Origin of the sequence: Rathayibacter sp. VKM Ac-2803 (assembly GCF_009807175.1) — a bacterium.
Classification (GTDB): domain Bacteria; phylum Actinomycetota; class Actinomycetes; order Actinomycetales; family Microbacteriaceae; genus Rathayibacter.
On record NZ_WUCD01000001.1, the window covers coordinates 794797 to 809192 of the forward strand.

Below are 14396 nucleotides of genomic sequence, written 5' to 3' on the forward strand. Positions count from 1 at the left end.
GCCATCGACGCCCGACACGGACGGGGGCGTGGCGGGGACCGTGTCGGTTTCCCGCGGGTCGCCGACCGGAACGGTCCGCGCACGCTCAGGCGCGGGCGTGCACGGTGCGGCTGAGCAAGCGGAGCAGCACGGGCAGGCGCCGCGCGGGGCGTCGGGGTGCGCGCTCCCGGCGCTGCCGCTCGATCTCGGCGTCCCGGTCGAGGCGGCGCTCCCGATCCTCCAGAAGGGCGGGGAAGGAGTACTCGCTGAGCATCATGTCTGTCCTCTCGTCGAAGCGATGAGGAGAGGCTCGCGTGCGGGGAGGGCCCGGGACATCGGGCGGTCGCCCTATCCCGGAGCTGTCGGCGGGGCGCGGGGCTGAGGCGGTGCGGGGTCGGAGGAGGGCGAGGCGGTCCCGGCGCGTGCGGTCGGCGGAGGAGGGCCCTCCGATCGGTGCTGGACAGCCCGCGATCGCTGCTCCGGCGCGGTCCCGAGGGGATAGGGCGATCGCCCGATGTGCGCCAGGGGGTCTTACGCGGATCGTCGATCCCGGCGCAGAGAGCGCTCGGATCTCAAGGAGTTCGCCGTGGTCTTCCTCATCGTCATCGCCGCCCTGATCGCGTGGGCGGTCGCCGCGGCCGTCGTCACCGTCGTGCGCGACGGCTACGGCCCCGTCCCCACGCGGACGGAGACCGAGCGGGTCGCACCTCCTGACGCACCTCCGGCTCGCTGAACCGCGTTCGGCTCGTGAGAACCGCCGGATCCCGCGAGCCGACCCGGATTCTGCGAGTCGAGGGCCGTCGGCGCGAGTCGTCGCGCAGCTCGGGCTCGTGAAACGCCGTTCGGCTCGCAGGATCACGAGGATCCTGCGAGCCGAACGGGTTCCTGCGAGCCGGAGGTGCTCCGGAGGCGCGGCCGCTAGGCGGTGCGGCGGCGTCGCGCGATCAGCAGCGCGGCTCCCGACAGGAGCAGCAGCAGCGCCCCGCCGAGGAGAGCCCCCGACTCGACACCGGTGTTCGCGAGCGGGCCGGAGTGCGAGCCCCCGGCGACCGGGACCGCGGTGGCCGTCGACGACGGAGCGGCCGTGGGCTGGTCCGTCGGCGTGACGGGCGTGACGGGCGCACCCGGCTCGGCCGGCGCCTCGGCTGCGACCGTCGTCAGCGACCAGTTCTCGTCGTAGAAGTCGGCCTTGTCGATCACGCCGCGCGCGCTCGCCCAGTCGATGAGCAGCTGGCGGATCTCCTGCAGCTCGTCGTAGACGACCGGTGCCTCGGCGACGGCCGGGTAGCCGCCTCCGCCGCTCTGACGGTAGTTGTTGACGGCCATCACGAAGACGTCGTCATCGGCGACCGGCGTGCCGTCGGGGTGCGCGAGATCGCGGATGCGCGAGCCGGCGGGCTGCGAGATGTCGATCACGTAGTCCACACCCGACAGCGCGTCGTAGTTGTAGTCCGGGGTGCCCGTCGGGCGGTCCGGCGTGACGGCGTTCGTGCCCGTGGCCGGGTCGAAGACGGCACCCGGGGCGACCTGGTTGAAGTAGAGGGCCGAGAACTCGAGGTACTCGCGCACCTGGGCGCCCGTCATCTCGACTCCGCGGAGGGTGTTCTCGTAGATGTACAGACCGGCGATGTCGCGGATCGTGACCTGCCCCTTCGGGAAGACCGCCGTCCGCGAGAACGGCGACGCCTGCGAGATCACCGGGACGTCGGCCCACTCCGTGCCCTCGAGCGCCGTGTCGACGGTCTCGGCCTGGACATTGTTGATGAAGTCGATGATCGGGGTGTCCTCGTAGCGCGAGGTCTCGGCCGAGAGCTCCTCCACCGACTCGGCGACCGGAGTGTTGACGTAGTCGATCGTCGTGGCGTGCTGCTCGGCGAGGGCGTCGAGCACGGCGGTCGACTCCTCGGGGATGTCGCGCGCGTAGACGGGCTTCGCGACCGGAGCGGATCCCTCCGACCAGTCGACCTGCAGGTCGCCGGCGGTGTCGGGCACCAGGTTCAGGGTCACCTCGGTGAGCCCCTGCGCCCAGTAGTAGGGCTGGGTCACGAGCACCTGCTCACCGGCGACGTTCGTGTAGAGCGTCTGCGGCACGTCCTGGTGGCTGTGGCCCGCGACGACGACGTCGATGCCGGGCACCTGCGTCGCGATGTTGTTGACGACGTCCTCGTTGAGGTCCGCCGGGTCGTAGTCGGCGTCGGCGACCGTGCCCTGGCCGGTGTGCGCGAGGACGACGACCACGTCGGCCTGCTCCTGCACCTCCGGGACCCACTGCTTCGCTGCCTCGACCATGTCCTGGAACTCGAGCACGCCGTCGACGTACTGCTTGTCCCAGACGCGGACGCCGGGGGTGACGAGCCCGAGGACGCCGATCGTGACGGTCTCGCCGTCGATCTCGCGCTCGATCAGCTCGTAGGGCTTGTGGTAGGGCTCGCCGGTCGCGACCTCGACGACGTTGGCGCCCAGCAGCGGGGCCTCCAGGTCGCCCTCGTAGGCGCTGAGCATGTCGAGCCCGTAGTTGTACTCGTGGTTGCCGACCACCTGGGCGTCGTAGCCGATGGTGTTGAAGGCGGTGGCCATCGGATGCGTCGTCTCGTCGGCGAGGACGCCCGCGGCTCCGTCGCCGAGTCCGTAGTAGTAGGTGAGCGGCGTGCCCTGGATGGCGTCGCCGTTGTCGAAGACGAGGACCGACTCGTCGCCCTTCTCGGCGCGGAGGCGGTCGACCTCGGTCGCGACGCGCGTGAGTCCGAGGGTGTCCTCGCCCTCGTACGGGGCGTTCGCGAAGTAGTCCCAGTTGTAGACGTGACCGTGGACGTCGGTGGTCGACACCAGGGTCAGCTCGACGCCGTCGTCGAGGGTGGCCGCGGTCGCGGTGGGGGCGACGGTGGCGGCCCCTACGGCGAGAACGGCGAGGAGGCTTGCAGCGCGGAGTGAGCGCATCGGATTCCTGTTCGCGTGATGGGTGGAGTGTGAACGCTCTCGAACCTATGCGCTCCGTGTGAACGAGTCGTTTCGGGTTCGAGAGCATTGCTCGACGATGGAGGGCTCCGGCCGCCCTCACCGCCTCTCCGCTAGAATCGATCGGCTGGCCGCGCGGATGCGGCATCCGATGCCCGGCCGGCCCGCCGAGGCTCGGCGAACCCCGACTCCGCCCACAGCGAAGGACACGCCATGCCAGCAATCGTCATCATCGGCGCCCAGTGGGGCGACGAGGGCAAGGGACGCGCGACCGACCTCCTCGGCAGCCGCGTGGACTACGTCGTCAAGTTCAACGGCGGCAACAACGCCGGCCACACGGTCGTGGTGGGCGACGAGAAGTACGCCCTGCACCTGCTGCCCTCCGGCATCCTGACCCCCGGAGTCGTGCCCGTCATCGCGAACGGCGTCGTCGTCGACATCGAGGTGCTCTTCCACGAGCTCGAGGCGCTCAGCGCCCGCGGGGTCGACGTGTCGAAGCTGCTCGTCAGCGCCAACGCGCACGTCATCACGAGCTACCACCGCACCCTCGACAAGGTGACGGAGCGCTTCCTCGGCAAGCGCCAGATCGGCACCACCGGCCGCGGCATCGGCCCGGCGTACGCCGACAAGATCAACCGCGTCGGCATCCGCATCCAGGACCTGTTCGACGAGAACATCCTGCGCCAGAAGGTCGAGGGCGCCCTCGACCAGAAGAACCACCTGCTGGTGAAGGTCTACAACCGCCGCGCGATCCTCGTCGAGCAGGTGCTCGAGGACCTGCTGCAGTACACCGAGCGCCTCCGGCCGATGGTCGCCGACACCTCCCTCGTGCTCGCCCAGGCGCTCGACGCCGGCAAGACCGTGCTGTTCGAGGCCGGCCAGGCGACCATGCTCGACGTCGACCACGGCACCTACCCGTTCGTCACCTCCTCGAACGCGACCTCCGGAGGCGCGGCCACCGGCTCCGGAGTCGCCCCCAACCGCATCGAGCGCGTCATCGCCGTCATCAAGGCGTACACGACCCGCGTCGGCGCAGGCCCCTTCCCGACCGAGCTCTTCGACGAGTGGGGCGAGTACCTCCGCAAGCAGGGCTTCGAGTTCGGCACCACCACGGGCCGCCCCCGCCGCTGCGGCTGGTACGACGCTCCGATCGCCCGCTACTCGGCGCGCATCAACGGCGTCACCGACTTCGTCCTCACCAAGCTCGATGTGCTCTCGGGCCTCGAGACGATCCCGGTCTGCGTCGCCTACGACGTCGACGGCGTCCGCCACGACGAGGTGCCCGTCTCGCAGAGCGACTTCCACCACGCGAAGCCGATCTACGAGGAGTTCCCCGGCTGGCAGGAGGACATCTCGGGCTGCCGCGAGTTCGCCGACCTGCCCCAGGCGGCGCAGGACTACGTCCGCGCGCTCGAGGCGATGAGCGGCGCCCGCTTCTCGGCCATCGGCGTCGGCCCGGAGCGCGAGCAGGTCGTCGTGCTCCACGACCTGCTCGACTGAACTCCCCCGGGAGGTCGTCCCGGCTCGTCCCGCCGGCGGTGCAGGCCGGATCCGCTCGGGTGAGGTCAGCGGCCGTCGTGGTCGTCGGCCGCGCCGGGATCGGGTTCGTCGACCCGCTCGCCGGCCAGCGCGAGACGGAGGACGACGAGGACGATCGTGAGGGCGAGGGCCGCCGTCAGGACGGAGGGCAGGGCGTTCGCGAGCGCCTGCCTGGCGATCGTGTGAAGGGGAACCGCGGTGCCACCGGTCCGCGCCCACTCGTCCGGAACCGCGGCGATCACCACAGGAGCGGCGAGCGCGACGAGCCAGAGCGCGGCGACCCCGCCGCAGGCGACGGCCCACCAGGGGCGCGACGTCGTCACGGGCGCGAGGTCCGGATGATCTGCGCCACTGCGGCGGCGCCGAGGCTGAGGAGCCCCACGGTCAGGGCGGGTGTCGGGACCGCCGCGAGGTAGGTCATCAGGAACTCCTCGGTCTCGGTCCGCCCTCCCGCCCACACGGCGCCGGACTCGAACCAGAGCACGCCCGCGCCCAGTGCCGTGCAGACGGCGCCGGAGACGGCGAGCGCCGCGGGGACGCGCGCCGGCACTCCGAGCGTTCCGCCGCGCCCGGACCCTGCTCCGGCCTCCGCGCCGTCGGCGGCGGGCGGCTCCGCCCCGATGACGTCGGTCGAGCCTGATCCGTCCGCCGGAGGCGAGGACTCGGGACGGGTCGGATCGGGGGCGCCCTGCCGCCCGAGGTGGTCCGCTCCCCGTCGGACCGGCGGGCCCGACCCGCCTCCGCGCTGGAACGCCGCGGGGAAGCGCGGATCCGTCTCGCCCATGCGTGCTCACCCTTCCGCCGACAACGGCGCCCATGCTCGCACGCGGCCTCCGGGCAGGGCCGATCGCGCGCCACCCTCCGCGGTGCCGCCGTCTCCCGCGCGAACCGGAGCGGCCCGCTCCTCCTCGGCGGGCGCGGGCGCAGCCGGTGACCGGATAATCGGCGCATGCAGATCTACGCCGACCTCCCCGCCGCGCGTGCGCGGCAGATCACGGCCGACGCGCTCGCGGTCGCCGTCGCGGTGATCGCCGTGGCCGCCGGCATCGCGGTCGGCACGCTCATCGCGGGGCTCGCCGAGATCGGCCGACGCCTCGAGAGCGCCGGCAGCGGATTCGGCACGACGATGAGCGATGCGGGGTCGACGCTCGGCGGCATCCCGTTGCTCGGCGAAGCCGTCCGCGCGCCGTTCGACGAGGCGAGCGGAGCCGGTGCCGTCCTCGCGGCGGCGGGGCGCGATCAGCAGCAGCTCGCCACGACGCTCGCCGTGGTGGCGGGGCTCGCCGTCGGCGGGCTGCCGCTCCTCCTGCTCGCAGTCCTGTGGCTGCGGCCCCGGCTGCGCTTCGCCCGCCGCACCGCCGAGCTGCGGGCCCTCGGCTCCACGCCGGCCGGCTCCGAGCTGCTGGCCCTGCGCGCTCTCACGGAGGCGTCACCGCGCGACATCCTCGCGGTCCACCCCGATGCCGTCCCCGCCTGGCGCGCCGGCGACCCCGGGGCGACCGCCGCCCTGGCCGCCCTCGCGCTCCGCCGCGCCGGCCTCCGCCCGCGCTGACCCGTCCCTCGGAGGGATGACTCGGCGGAGCCCACGCGGATGACGCGGCGGGACCCGCGGGCGACGACCGCGACGGACCCGCCTCCGTAGCGTCGGAGGCATGCAGAACCACACCTCCACCGTCGTGGCGCGCGTCGAGAACGTGCGCAAGCTCTACGGAAGCACCCCGCCCGTCGTCGCCCTCGACGGCGTCACCCTCTCGATCGAGCGCGGAGAGTTCACCGCGATCATGGGGCCCAGCGGCTCCGGCAAGTCGACCCTGATGCACGTGCTCGCGGGGCTCGACTCCGCCTCCGAGGGCCGCGTGCTCCTCGGCGACGTCGAGATCACCGCGATGGGCGACGCCGAGCTCACACTGCTGCGCCGCCGCAGCGTCGGCTTCGTCTTCCAGGCGTTCAACCTCGTCCCGACCCTCGACGTGCGCGGCAACATCCGCCTCCCGTTCGAGCTCGACGGCCGGGCGGTCACCGCCGAGGAGGAGGAGTGGATCGGGCGCCTGATCGAGTCGCTGGGGCTCCGCGAGCGCCTCACCCACCGCCCGTACGAGCTGTCGGGCGGACAGCAGCAGCGCGTCGCCATCGCGCGGGCGCTGGCCACCCGTCCGCAGCTCGTCTTCGCCGACGAGCCCACCGGCAACCTCGACTCCCGGACCGGCCGGGAGGTTCTGGCCCTGCTGCGCGCCTCGACCCGCGAGTACGGGCAGTCGATCGCGATGGTGACCCACGACCCGATCGCCGCGTCCTACGCCGACCGCATCGTCTTCCTCCGCGACGGGGTCGTCGTCGACGACCGCCGGGGGATGAGCGCCGAGGAGGTCTCGCGCGCCATGCTCGAGATGGAGCGTGCAGCGTGAGCCGCATCAGGACCGGCTCGCGGCAGGGCGGAGGCGCGGTCGTCACCGTCGCCGCGCTCTCCGCGACCTTCGGCGGCATCCTCGTCCAGCTCATCGTCGACCTCACCGTCGCGTTCGACGCGGCCGGCCTCACCGGCATCGCCCAGATCGCCGTCACCCTCGCGGTCGTGGGCGGCGTCTTCTTCGGCATCGCGGTGTTCGTCGGAGGCATCGTCACGGCCAACGCCGTCTCGACCGTCATCGCCGGCCGGACCCGCGAGATCGCCCTGCTGCGCCTGCTCGGCGCCTCCGGCCGCTCGCTCCGCGGCGAGATCGTGCGCGGCGGACTCGTGCAGGGACTCCTCGGCGCGGTGATCGGCGCGGTCGTCGCCGTCGTGCTGGTCGCCGCCGGCGCCGAGATCGCGTTCCAGACCGGCACGCTCACCCGCTTCGCCGTCCCGCTCGCCTCGCCGGGACTGCTGCTGCCGATGCTCGCCGTGATCGCCTCGACCGTCCTCGCCTCGTGGGCGGGCTCCCGCCGCGTGCTCGAGGTCGCTCCGGCGCAGGCCGCCGGCTCCTCCGCCGAGCCCCGCTACGACGAGCTGCGGGGTCGCCGCGGGCGCAACACCGCCGCGATCACGCTGGTGATCGTCGGGTTCGTGCTGCTCGCGGGAGGAGTCGCGGTGGGTCTCGTCTCGCCGGTCGGCGTGCTGATCGGCCTGGTGGGCGGCATGGTCTCGTTCACGGGGATCATCCTCGGCGCGCCGGTGCTGCTGCCTCCGCTGACCGCTCTCGTCGGGCGGGCGTTCGGCCGCGGCCCTGTGGCGAGGCTCGCCTCGGCCAACGCCATCCGCCACCCCGCGCGCAGTGCGCGAGCGGTCATCGGCCTGGTGATCGGAGTGACGCTGGTGACGATGTTCGCCGTCGCCGCGGAGACGTTCGGCACCGTCATGCGCGCCTCCAGTGACGCGAACCCCGAGGTGATCGCCGCCCTCCAGCAGTTCATCTCGGCCAGCACGGCGATCATGAGCGTCCTGCTCGGGTTCTCGGTCGTGCTCGCGGCGGTCGGCATGGTGAACACGCTGTCGCTGAGCGTGCTGCAGCGCCGACGCGAGCTGGGGCTGCTCCGCGCGCTCGGATTCACGGCGTCGCAGGTGCGCTCGATGGTCGTGCTCGAGGCGGCCCAGATGATCGTCGCGGCGACCCTGCTCGGGCTGCTCCTCGGCATCGCCTACGGCTGGAGCGGCGCGATCGCCGTGTTCGGCTCGCTGCCCGGCATCGGAGTGATCCCGCCGAGCATCCCCGTGCCGATCCTCGTCGCCGTGGTCGTCGTCGGCACCGTGATCACCGTCGTCTCGGCCGTCGTGCCGGCGCGCCGGGCGACCCGGGTGACTCCGGTCGAGGCGCTCGCCGTCGCCTGACGGTCAGACCACCGAGAAGCCCGCGGCGAGCTGCTCGCGGCCGCCGAGCGCCATCAGGAGCTCCTCGGCCCGACCGGCTCGCGCGGCCAGGGCGCCCGCGAGGGCGCAGCTCGCCTCGACCGCCTCCGCGGGGAGGCCGTGCGGGATGCCGGTGGCCCGTGAGAGGTCGAGGGTGTGCACCACCAGCTCGAGCACGCGGGTGCGGAGGTACTCGCGCAGCTCGAGGGCATGAGCGCCGATCGCGACGAGGCGGTCGCGGGGCTGCGCGGCGAGGAGGGCCGTGGCGCGCGCGAGGTCCTGCGCGACCACCTCGGCCGGCGCGTCGCCGAGCCGCACGCCCGCCTCGACTCCGCGGCGAGCGACCTGGGTGGGATCGGCCACGGTTCCCGCGAGGGCGCGGTAGTAGGCGGGGGCGTCGTCGATCGTGCGGCGAGCGGGGGGCTCGGCGAGGAGGTAGGTCTCGACGGTGAGGATCGCGCGAGCGGTGTGCCCGGCGAGGCCGCGGACGTCCCACTCGCCCAGACCGGGCTGCGCCCACTGGTCCCTCGCCGATCCTCTCCAGCAGGCGGAGGAACTCAGTGGCGGAGGTCTCGAACATCGCGGCGCTGTCCATGGACCACATGCTGGCACGCGAACTGGACCCGTCCGTCGCGCGGCGGGACTCCAGACTGTCGGAGTGAGCATCCGCCGACCCGCCCCCGCCGTCCTCACCGGACGTGTCGTCGTCCTCGAGCCGCTGAGTGACGAGCACGTCGAGCCGCTCTTGCGCGCGATCGCCCGCCCCGAGGTGTTCGCCGGCGGCTACGGCGGCGGCCCGGCCGGTCTCCCGGAGTCGCTCGAGGAGTTCCGCGCCTTCACCCGCCGCTACTACCCGTGGGCGACCGGCAATTCCTACGCCGTCCTGCTCGACGGCCGGGTCGTCGGCACCAGCTCCCTCGCCGACTTCGACGAGAAGAAGGAGGCGGCGCACCTCGGCTGGACCGCCTATTCGCCCGAGGTCTGGGCCACCGCGGTCAATCCCGATGCGAAGCGGCTGCTGCTCGGGCTCGCGTTCGACAGCGGGTACTCGCGGGTGAAGCTGCAGGCCGACGCCGCCAACGCGCGATCGCGGGCGGCGATCCTCCGTCTGGGGGCGGTGTTCGAGGGCGTGCTGCGCCACGACCAGCGGCGGGCCGACGGCTCCTGGCGCGACACCGCGGTGCACTCGATCCTCGTCGAGGAGTGGCCCGCCGTCCGCGAGGGGCTCGACCGGCGGATCGACGCGCTGCGCTAGCAAGAGCCGGGGTGCCGCGCAACGGGATGCCCTGCCCGTTCCCGAGGGGTAGGAAAGTCGGATGGATCGCATCCACTACGCGGGCAGCTCCCTCCTCACGGGCAGTGCGATAGCGCGCGCTCTCGTGCGCTACGCGGAGGCGCTCGCCCTGCGCAAGGGCTCGAGGACCGTCGAGATCCCGGTGCGCCGCTCCTCCGGGAGCGACGGCCGCGCATCCCTGCTCATCGGGCCGGCCAGTCAGCTGTTCTCGGAGTCCGAGGATTCGGACGGCGACGAGATGGTCGACGACGAGCTGGTGGCGCGCCTGACGCGCGAGGCGGACGGGCTCGGGGTCTCGCATCCGATCACCGAGACCGACCTGGACGAGGACGCACTGCACGTTCCCGATTTCGACATTCCCCGCTTCCACGACGACGGTGACCGCTGAGGCGCACCGATACACTCGCGATGCCGTCTCCGGCCCTGACCCTGCTGCAACGGCGCGAACTCGAAAGGACACCGATCTGATGGGCCGCCTCATCTACGACTCGACGCTCGAGGCCGATTTCGACGACCGCCTGCTGGCTCACCTGCAGATCGTGATCGGCTCGAAGCTGGCGCGCAACGAGTCGTTCTACTTCTCGTGGAAGGACTCCCAGGCCGTCGGCGACGGTCGCACGTCGATCTGGCTGCACCCGGCGATCCCGCTGCGCTTCAAGTACCACGGCGGCCGTGCACCCGCCATCAATCCGGAGTGGATCCGCCAGCTGGTCGCCGACTCGCACACCGCGCACGGGCTGCGGATCAGCGAGGAGCCGCACGGCGCAAGCCGTCAGACCGAGGAGAGTGCGCTGTGAAGCGGGTCGAGATCACCTACGGCGGGAAGCCGTACAGCCTGCACGACACCTCGGCCGCCGAGGTCCGCGAGAGCGTCGAGCGGGCGCTCGACGGCTCGGCGTCGCGCTGGCTCGCGGTGAACCAGGGCGAGGGCGAGCCGCGGGAGACGTCGATCCTGATCACTCCGGGAGTGGAATTCGCGGTCGCCGACGTCGCGCGCTGACCCGAGGGTGGGGCCTCAGGCCAGGAGCGCCGGGAACTCGCCCGGGATCTCTCGGGCGAGGTAGCCGGCGGGGCCCAGCCGGGCCGCCAGACGCGTGTCAGCCTCCGTGTGCAGGTGGGTCCCCCAGGCCGCGGCGGCGACTCCGGCGGCCCCGCGCGCGCGGAGCCCGGCGGTCGCGCCCGCCAGGACGTCACCGCTGCCCGCTGTGGCGAGGCCCGAGTGCTCCCCGATCACGCGCAGGACGGTCCCCCCGGGGTCGGCGATGACGTTCGAGAGGCTCACGACCGCGTCGTAGCGCCGGGCGATGGCGAGGGCGGCCTGCTCGAGGTCGTCCACGTCCCCGCCCAGCAGGCGCGCGCCCTCCTCGCTGTTGGGCGTGAGCAGCAGGCGCCCCGCGAGTGCCCTGGCCACTCGTCGTTGACCGGGCAGGATGCCGAGCGGGAAGGCGTCGAGGTGCACCGCGGGGACGTCGCGCAGGAGCGGCACCAGAGCGCGGAGGGTCGACGCCGTGGCCTTCGGATCGTCGAGGCCCGGGCCGACGAGGACGACGTCGGCCGAGCCGAGCTCGCCTGAGAGCGCGTCGAGGCCGCGGCCCGTGATCGAACCGCTCCGCGACTCCTCCAGGGGGATCACGCCGCACTCCGGCAGCGCGACCGCTGTGGCGGAGGCGACGGACTCCGCCACGCAGAGGGTGATGCGACCGGCACCCACGCGCAACGCGGCGATGCCCGCGAGGATCGCCGCGCCGGGCGTCTTGCGCGCGCCTCCGATGATGACGACGTCACCGCGCGCGTGCTTCGAGCCCTCGGCGGCGGGGAGGGGCCAGTCGCGCTCGAGGAGCGCGCGGTCGATGATCTCACTCATGGGGGTCACCCTCTCCGGCCTCGCGGTCGTCGTGCTCGGTGACCGGAGCGCCGGCCCGGTCGAGGTGCCCCGTGTGGTTGAAGCGCTCGAGCCGCCACCCGTCTCCGTCGCGGAGGAGCCGGGTGACGGAGGCGTTCGCCACCGGAGTGGACGCCCCGATGTCGAGCAGCTCGCGCTCGGTCAGCCCCTCGCAGACCGAGCGGATGATCAGGACGACGGCGTCGTGGCAGAAGAGGGCGACGGGCCCCGTCGGTGCGGTGGCGTCGAGATGGTCGAGGAACGCGCGGACCCGGAGCGCGAGGTCGGTCCACGACTCGCCCCCCGGCGGACGGTAGTAGTACTTGCCGAGCCACTCCCGCCGCGCCGCCTCCTCCGGGAACCGCGCGCGCACTCCGGCGGTGGTCAGGCGGTCGGTGATGCCGAGGTCGCGGTCGCGCAGGCGCTCGTCGGCGCGGAGCGGCAGCTCGAGTCCGGCCTCGGCGAGGGCGAGCCGGGCGGTCGAGGAGGCGCGCAGATAGGGCGAGGTCCACGCGGCGACCGGCGCCGCCTCCGCCGCCAGCCAGCGACCGAGCGCGCGCGCCTGCTCCTCGCCCGCCGGGGAGAGGGTGACGTCGGCGTCGCGGCGGTCGACCTCGATGTCGAGCGCGCCCGCCTTCTCGGCGGCGCTCGCCGCGATGTTCGCCGTGCTCTCGCCGTGGCGCACCAGGAGGAGCTCGGTCGGTCCGGTCGTGCGCGAAGTGGGCATGGCCCCACGCTCCGCCGGGCCGCCTCCTCGGCAAAGGGGTTTGCGCATGACGGTGGTGGCTTGCTAATCGCCCGGGCGGAGCGAGCGAGGGTCGTGTCAGGGCTCGTCGGATCCGGTTCGGCTCGTCGGAATCCGCGGCCTCTGCGAGCCGAGCACGATCGTGCGAGCCGAAGGTCGATCCGGTGCGGGTCGGAGGCGGGGCCGCCGGCCGGCGCCGCCGCGCTAGGGTCGGGGGCGTGAAGCAGACGCGAGCAGCCGCCGTCCTCCTGACGGTGCTGGCGCTCGCCGGCTGCACCGCTCCGGCAGCGGAGGAGCCCGCCGACACGGCGACGGCGGCCCGCGAGGAGTCGCGCGAGCGGGTCACCGCCCTCGTCGACTCGCTCACCGGTCCGCAGGTCGACACGTTCGGGTTCGCGCGCGAGGCGGCCGCGGCGGAGGCGGAGGGCGTCGACCTGATCGGCATCGCCTCCTACGCCGCCGAGACGCCCGAGGGAGCGTTCGGCACGCTGTCCTTCCGCACGCCGGTCGACCCGACCGAGTTCCCCGATGCCGGGACCGACGCGTTCTGCTTCGAGGTGGCCTTCGCCGCCGCAGGTCCGGTCGCGAGCGACGACTCCGGCGACGGCGCCGTCGGGACGATCGACTGCCCGGCCGACGCGACCGTGATCACTCCGCCGCCCGCCTAGGCCGACACGGCCTTCACGACCGCCTTGAGGGTGCCCGGGTCGCCGAGGATCCGGAAGTGCCCGCCCGTCTCGATCCGCACGTTGGTCGCGCCCTCGAGCCTGCTCCCCTCGGGGATGTGCGGGTCGAAGAGCCCGTAGACCGAGGTGATGCGGGCGTTCGCCTCCGGCCGGCTCGACAGCAGCAGCGTCGTGGCGTCGCGGGGAGAGAACGAGCGGAGGCTCTTCAGCGGCAGGTAGGCGGCGTACCGCGATCCGCCGAACGGCGTCGACACCGCGACCATGCGGTCGACGCGGCCCTCGGGGTCGAGCTCGGTCATGACGTACTTGCCGATCAGCCCGCCCTTGCTGTGCGCGACGACGACGACTCCGCGGAGGTCGTGCTCGGCGAGGTAGGCGGCGACGTCCTCGGCGGTCCTGACCACCGGGCGGCCGTTGCGGCCCAGGCTCGTCAGGACGTGCAGCGGATGCCCGTGCGCGTGCAGCGGGTCGATGATCGGGCGGAGGAAGGACCACGTCTCCCAGATCCCGGGCAGCACCAGGATCGGCCGCAGGTCGCCGCTGAGGTAGTCGTCGGGGGCGCGGCGCGAGAGGACGCCCCGCACCTGCCAGGCGACGGCGTAGGCGTAGTCCTCCGCCCACCAGACGGCGTCGCGGACGAGGTTCCTCACCGTGCCGCCCCGAGGCCCGCGGCGAAGCGGACGAGGGCGCGGGCGAGCGGCTCCGCCTCCGTCCTCGGCACGACATGGCGGGAGGAGCCCATCTCGAGCAGTCGGCCGTCGGAAGCGTGCGCGACGAGGCGCTCGCACCAGTCGCGGGTGCCGACGGGGTCGTCGTGGCCGCGGACGACGAGCACCGGCCGGGTCACGGCCTCGAGGCGGCGCTGGATCGGGTAGTGCAGCATCTCGGGGAGCTGCCGCAGGTACCAGCGCAGGCCTCCGCGCACGTAGTCGGCGAACACGAGCAGGTCGACCGGCACCGGCTCGCCGAGGGTGTCGCGGGCGAGGGCCAGGCCCTGCTGGAGCGCCGTGGGGCGCTGCGGATCGACGACCGGGCCGATCAGCACGACGCCGTCGACGAGATCGGGCGAGCGCGCCGTCAGCTCGACCGCGACCTGGCTGCCCATCGAGTGGCCGACGACGACCGCGCTCTCGACGCCGCGGTCGGCGAGCACGTGCGCGACGAAGCGGGCGTGATCGGCTATGCCGACGCGCTGCTCCGGCGTGCGGTTCGACCCGAAGCCGGCGAGGTCGACGGCGATCACCCGGCCGTGCTCGCGCAGGTGGACGGCGAGCCGGGAGAACGTGTGGTGCGACATCCCGATCCCGTGGATCAGGACGAAGGTGCGCTCCGAGCGGGACGAGCCGGTCGTGTACGAGCGCAGCTCGACACCGTCGATCACGTGGCGCACGGAGGGATCGCGTCGGGGGAGGGGCATGGCCCCAGGGTAGGGACCGGGTCGCCGCACCCGCGCGGGGATGCGCGGCGACCCGCGCGTGGGATAGGGGCTCGGC

Annotated in this window: 19 protein-coding genes; 10 read left to right on the forward strand and 9 right to left on the reverse strand. The window is 73.2% G+C overall.

Features of this window, described 5'->3' with window-relative positions; translation table 11 throughout:
• Window positions 1-85: 85 nt before the first annotated feature.
• Window positions 86-256: a hypothetical protein gene (locus tag GRS96_RS03675; protein ID WP_159987750.1), complete on the reverse strand. Its 171-nt coding sequence runs from the start codon at window positions 254-256 to the stop codon at window positions 86-88.
• A 309-nt stretch (window positions 257-565) separates the two neighbouring features.
• On the opposite strand from GRS96_RS03675, the gene GRS96_RS20445 reads away from it, so the two are divergent.
• The gene (locus GRS96_RS20445; RefSeq protein WP_204162027.1) at window positions 566-712 is read left to right on the forward strand and encodes a hypothetical protein; all 147 of its coding nucleotides are present in this window, start codon (window positions 566-568) and stop codon (window positions 710-712) included.
• A 185-nt stretch (window positions 713-897) separates the two neighbouring features.
• Here the strand turns inward: GRS96_RS20445 and GRS96_RS03680 are convergent, their stop codons facing one another.
• The gene (locus GRS96_RS03680) at window positions 898-2916 is read right to left on the reverse strand and encodes a bifunctional metallophosphatase/5'-nucleotidase (RefSeq protein ID WP_159987751.1); all 2019 of its coding nucleotides are present in this window, start codon (window positions 2914-2916) and stop codon (window positions 898-900) included.
• 231 nt (window positions 2917-3147) lie between these two features.
• On the opposite strand from GRS96_RS03680, the gene GRS96_RS03685 reads away from it, so the two are divergent.
• The gene (locus tag GRS96_RS03685) at window positions 3148-4434 is read left to right on the forward strand and encodes an adenylosuccinate synthase (RefSeq protein ID WP_159855753.1); all 1287 of its coding nucleotides are present in this window, start codon (window positions 3148-3150) and stop codon (window positions 4432-4434) included.
• A gap of 65 nt (window positions 4435-4499) precedes the next feature.
• On the opposite strand, the gene GRS96_RS03690 is transcribed toward GRS96_RS03685, so the two are convergent.
• Together GRS96_RS03690 and GRS96_RS03695 are read right to left on the reverse strand one after the other, a co-directional pair.
• Window positions 4500-4796: a hypothetical protein gene (locus GRS96_RS03690; protein WP_159987752.1), complete on the reverse strand. Its 297-nt coding sequence runs from the start codon at window positions 4794-4796 to the stop codon at window positions 4500-4502.
• The gene (locus GRS96_RS03695; RefSeq protein ID WP_159987753.1) at window positions 4793-5257 is read right to left on the reverse strand and encodes a hypothetical protein; all 465 of its coding nucleotides are present in this window, start codon (window positions 5255-5257) and stop codon (window positions 4793-4795) included. Before GRS96_RS03695 ends, GRS96_RS03690 begins: the two co-directional genes overlap by 4 nt.
• 165 nt (window positions 5258-5422) lie before the next feature.
• Here GRS96_RS03695 and GRS96_RS03700 point away from each other — a divergent pair, with 165 nt between their 5' ends.
• The 3 genes from GRS96_RS03700 to GRS96_RS03710 all read left to right on the forward strand — a co-directional run bounded on the left by GRS96_RS03700 (window position 5423) and on the right by GRS96_RS03710 (window position 8278).
• The gene (locus tag GRS96_RS03700) at window positions 5423-6025 is read left to right on the forward strand and encodes a hypothetical protein (RefSeq protein ID WP_159855747.1); all 603 of its coding nucleotides are present in this window, start codon (window positions 5423-5425) and stop codon (window positions 6023-6025) included.
• Window positions 6026-6125: 100 nt separating this feature from the next.
• Window positions 6126-6878: an ABC transporter ATP-binding protein gene (locus GRS96_RS03705; protein ID WP_159855745.1), complete on the forward strand. Its 753-nt coding sequence runs from the start codon at window positions 6126-6128 to the stop codon at window positions 6876-6878.
• Complete coding sequence (locus GRS96_RS03710; protein ID WP_159987754.1) at window positions 6875-8278, forward strand: ABC transporter permease; 1404 nt, start codon at window positions 6875-6877, stop codon at window positions 8276-8278. The genes GRS96_RS03705 and GRS96_RS03710 overlap by 4 nt, the downstream gene beginning before the upstream one ends.
• Window positions 8279-8281: 3 nt before the next feature.
• On the opposite strand, the gene GRS96_RS03715 is transcribed toward GRS96_RS03710, so the two are convergent.
• A complete protein-coding gene (locus GRS96_RS03715) occupies window positions 8282-8962 on the reverse strand; it encodes a maleylpyruvate isomerase N-terminal domain-containing protein (RefSeq protein WP_236553553.1) in 681 nt (226 codons plus the stop codon).
• Between GRS96_RS03715 and GRS96_RS03720 the strand changes: the two genes are divergently transcribed.
• The 4 genes from GRS96_RS03720 to GRS96_RS03735 all read left to right on the forward strand — a co-directional run bounded on the left by GRS96_RS03720 (window position 8955) and on the right by GRS96_RS03735 (window position 10590).
• On the forward strand, window positions 8955-9551 hold the full coding sequence (locus tag GRS96_RS03720) for a GNAT family N-acetyltransferase (protein ID WP_159987756.1): 597 nt from the start codon (window positions 8955-8957) through the stop codon (window positions 9549-9551). The two genes, GRS96_RS03715 and GRS96_RS03720, sit on opposite strands and share 8 nt — an antisense overlap.
• Before the next feature lie 61 nt (window positions 9552-9612).
• On the forward strand, window positions 9613-9978 hold the full coding sequence (locus GRS96_RS03725; protein WP_159855737.1) for a hypothetical protein: 366 nt from the start codon (window positions 9613-9615) through the stop codon (window positions 9976-9978).
• 79 nt (window positions 9979-10057) lie between these two features.
• Window positions 10058-10387 carry a DUF7882 family protein gene (locus GRS96_RS03730; protein ID WP_159855735.1) on the forward strand — a complete coding sequence of 110 codons (330 nt, stop codon included), beginning with the start codon at window positions 10058-10060 and terminating at the stop codon, window positions 10385-10387.
• On the forward strand, window positions 10384-10590 hold the full coding sequence (locus GRS96_RS03735) for a hypothetical protein (protein ID WP_159987757.1): 207 nt from the start codon (window positions 10384-10386) through the stop codon (window positions 10588-10590). The genes GRS96_RS03730 and GRS96_RS03735 overlap by 4 nt, the downstream gene beginning before the upstream one ends.
• A 15-nt stretch (window positions 10591-10605) precedes the next feature.
• Here the strand turns inward: GRS96_RS03735 and GRS96_RS03740 are convergent, their stop codons facing one another.
• Together GRS96_RS03740 and GRS96_RS03745 are read right to left on the reverse strand one after the other, a co-directional pair.
• Window positions 10606-11454: an ADP-dependent NAD(P)H-hydrate dehydratase gene (locus tag GRS96_RS03740; protein WP_159987758.1), complete on the reverse strand. Its 849-nt coding sequence runs from the start codon at window positions 11452-11454 to the stop codon at window positions 10606-10608.
• Window positions 11447-12199, reverse strand: a complete 753-nt coding sequence (locus GRS96_RS03745) for a histidine phosphatase family protein (protein WP_159987759.1) — start codon at window positions 12197-12199, stop codon at window positions 11447-11449. Before GRS96_RS03745 ends, GRS96_RS03740 begins: the two co-directional genes overlap by 8 nt.
• 236 nt (window positions 12200-12435) lie before the next feature.
• On the opposite strand from GRS96_RS03745, the gene GRS96_RS03750 reads away from it, so the two are divergent.
• Window positions 12436-12885 (forward strand): hypothetical protein, encoded by a 450-nt coding sequence (locus tag GRS96_RS03750; RefSeq protein ID WP_159987760.1) that lies wholly within the window; start codon window positions 12436-12438, stop codon window positions 12883-12885.
• Here GRS96_RS03750 and GRS96_RS03755 read toward each other — a convergent pair.
• Both GRS96_RS03755 and GRS96_RS03760 read right to left on the reverse strand, forming a co-directional pair.
• Window positions 12882-13553, reverse strand: coding sequence for an esterase/lipase family protein (locus tag GRS96_RS03755; RefSeq protein ID WP_159855725.1), 672 nt, complete (start codon window positions 13551-13553; stop codon window positions 12882-12884). The two genes, GRS96_RS03750 and GRS96_RS03755, sit on opposite strands and share 4 nt — an antisense overlap.
• Entirely contained in the window at window positions 13550-14320 is a 771-nt protein-coding gene (locus tag GRS96_RS03760) for an alpha/beta fold hydrolase (protein WP_159855723.1), read from the reverse strand. The genes GRS96_RS03755 and GRS96_RS03760 overlap by 4 nt, the downstream gene beginning before the upstream one ends.
• Window positions 14321-14396 lie beyond the last annotated feature (76 nt).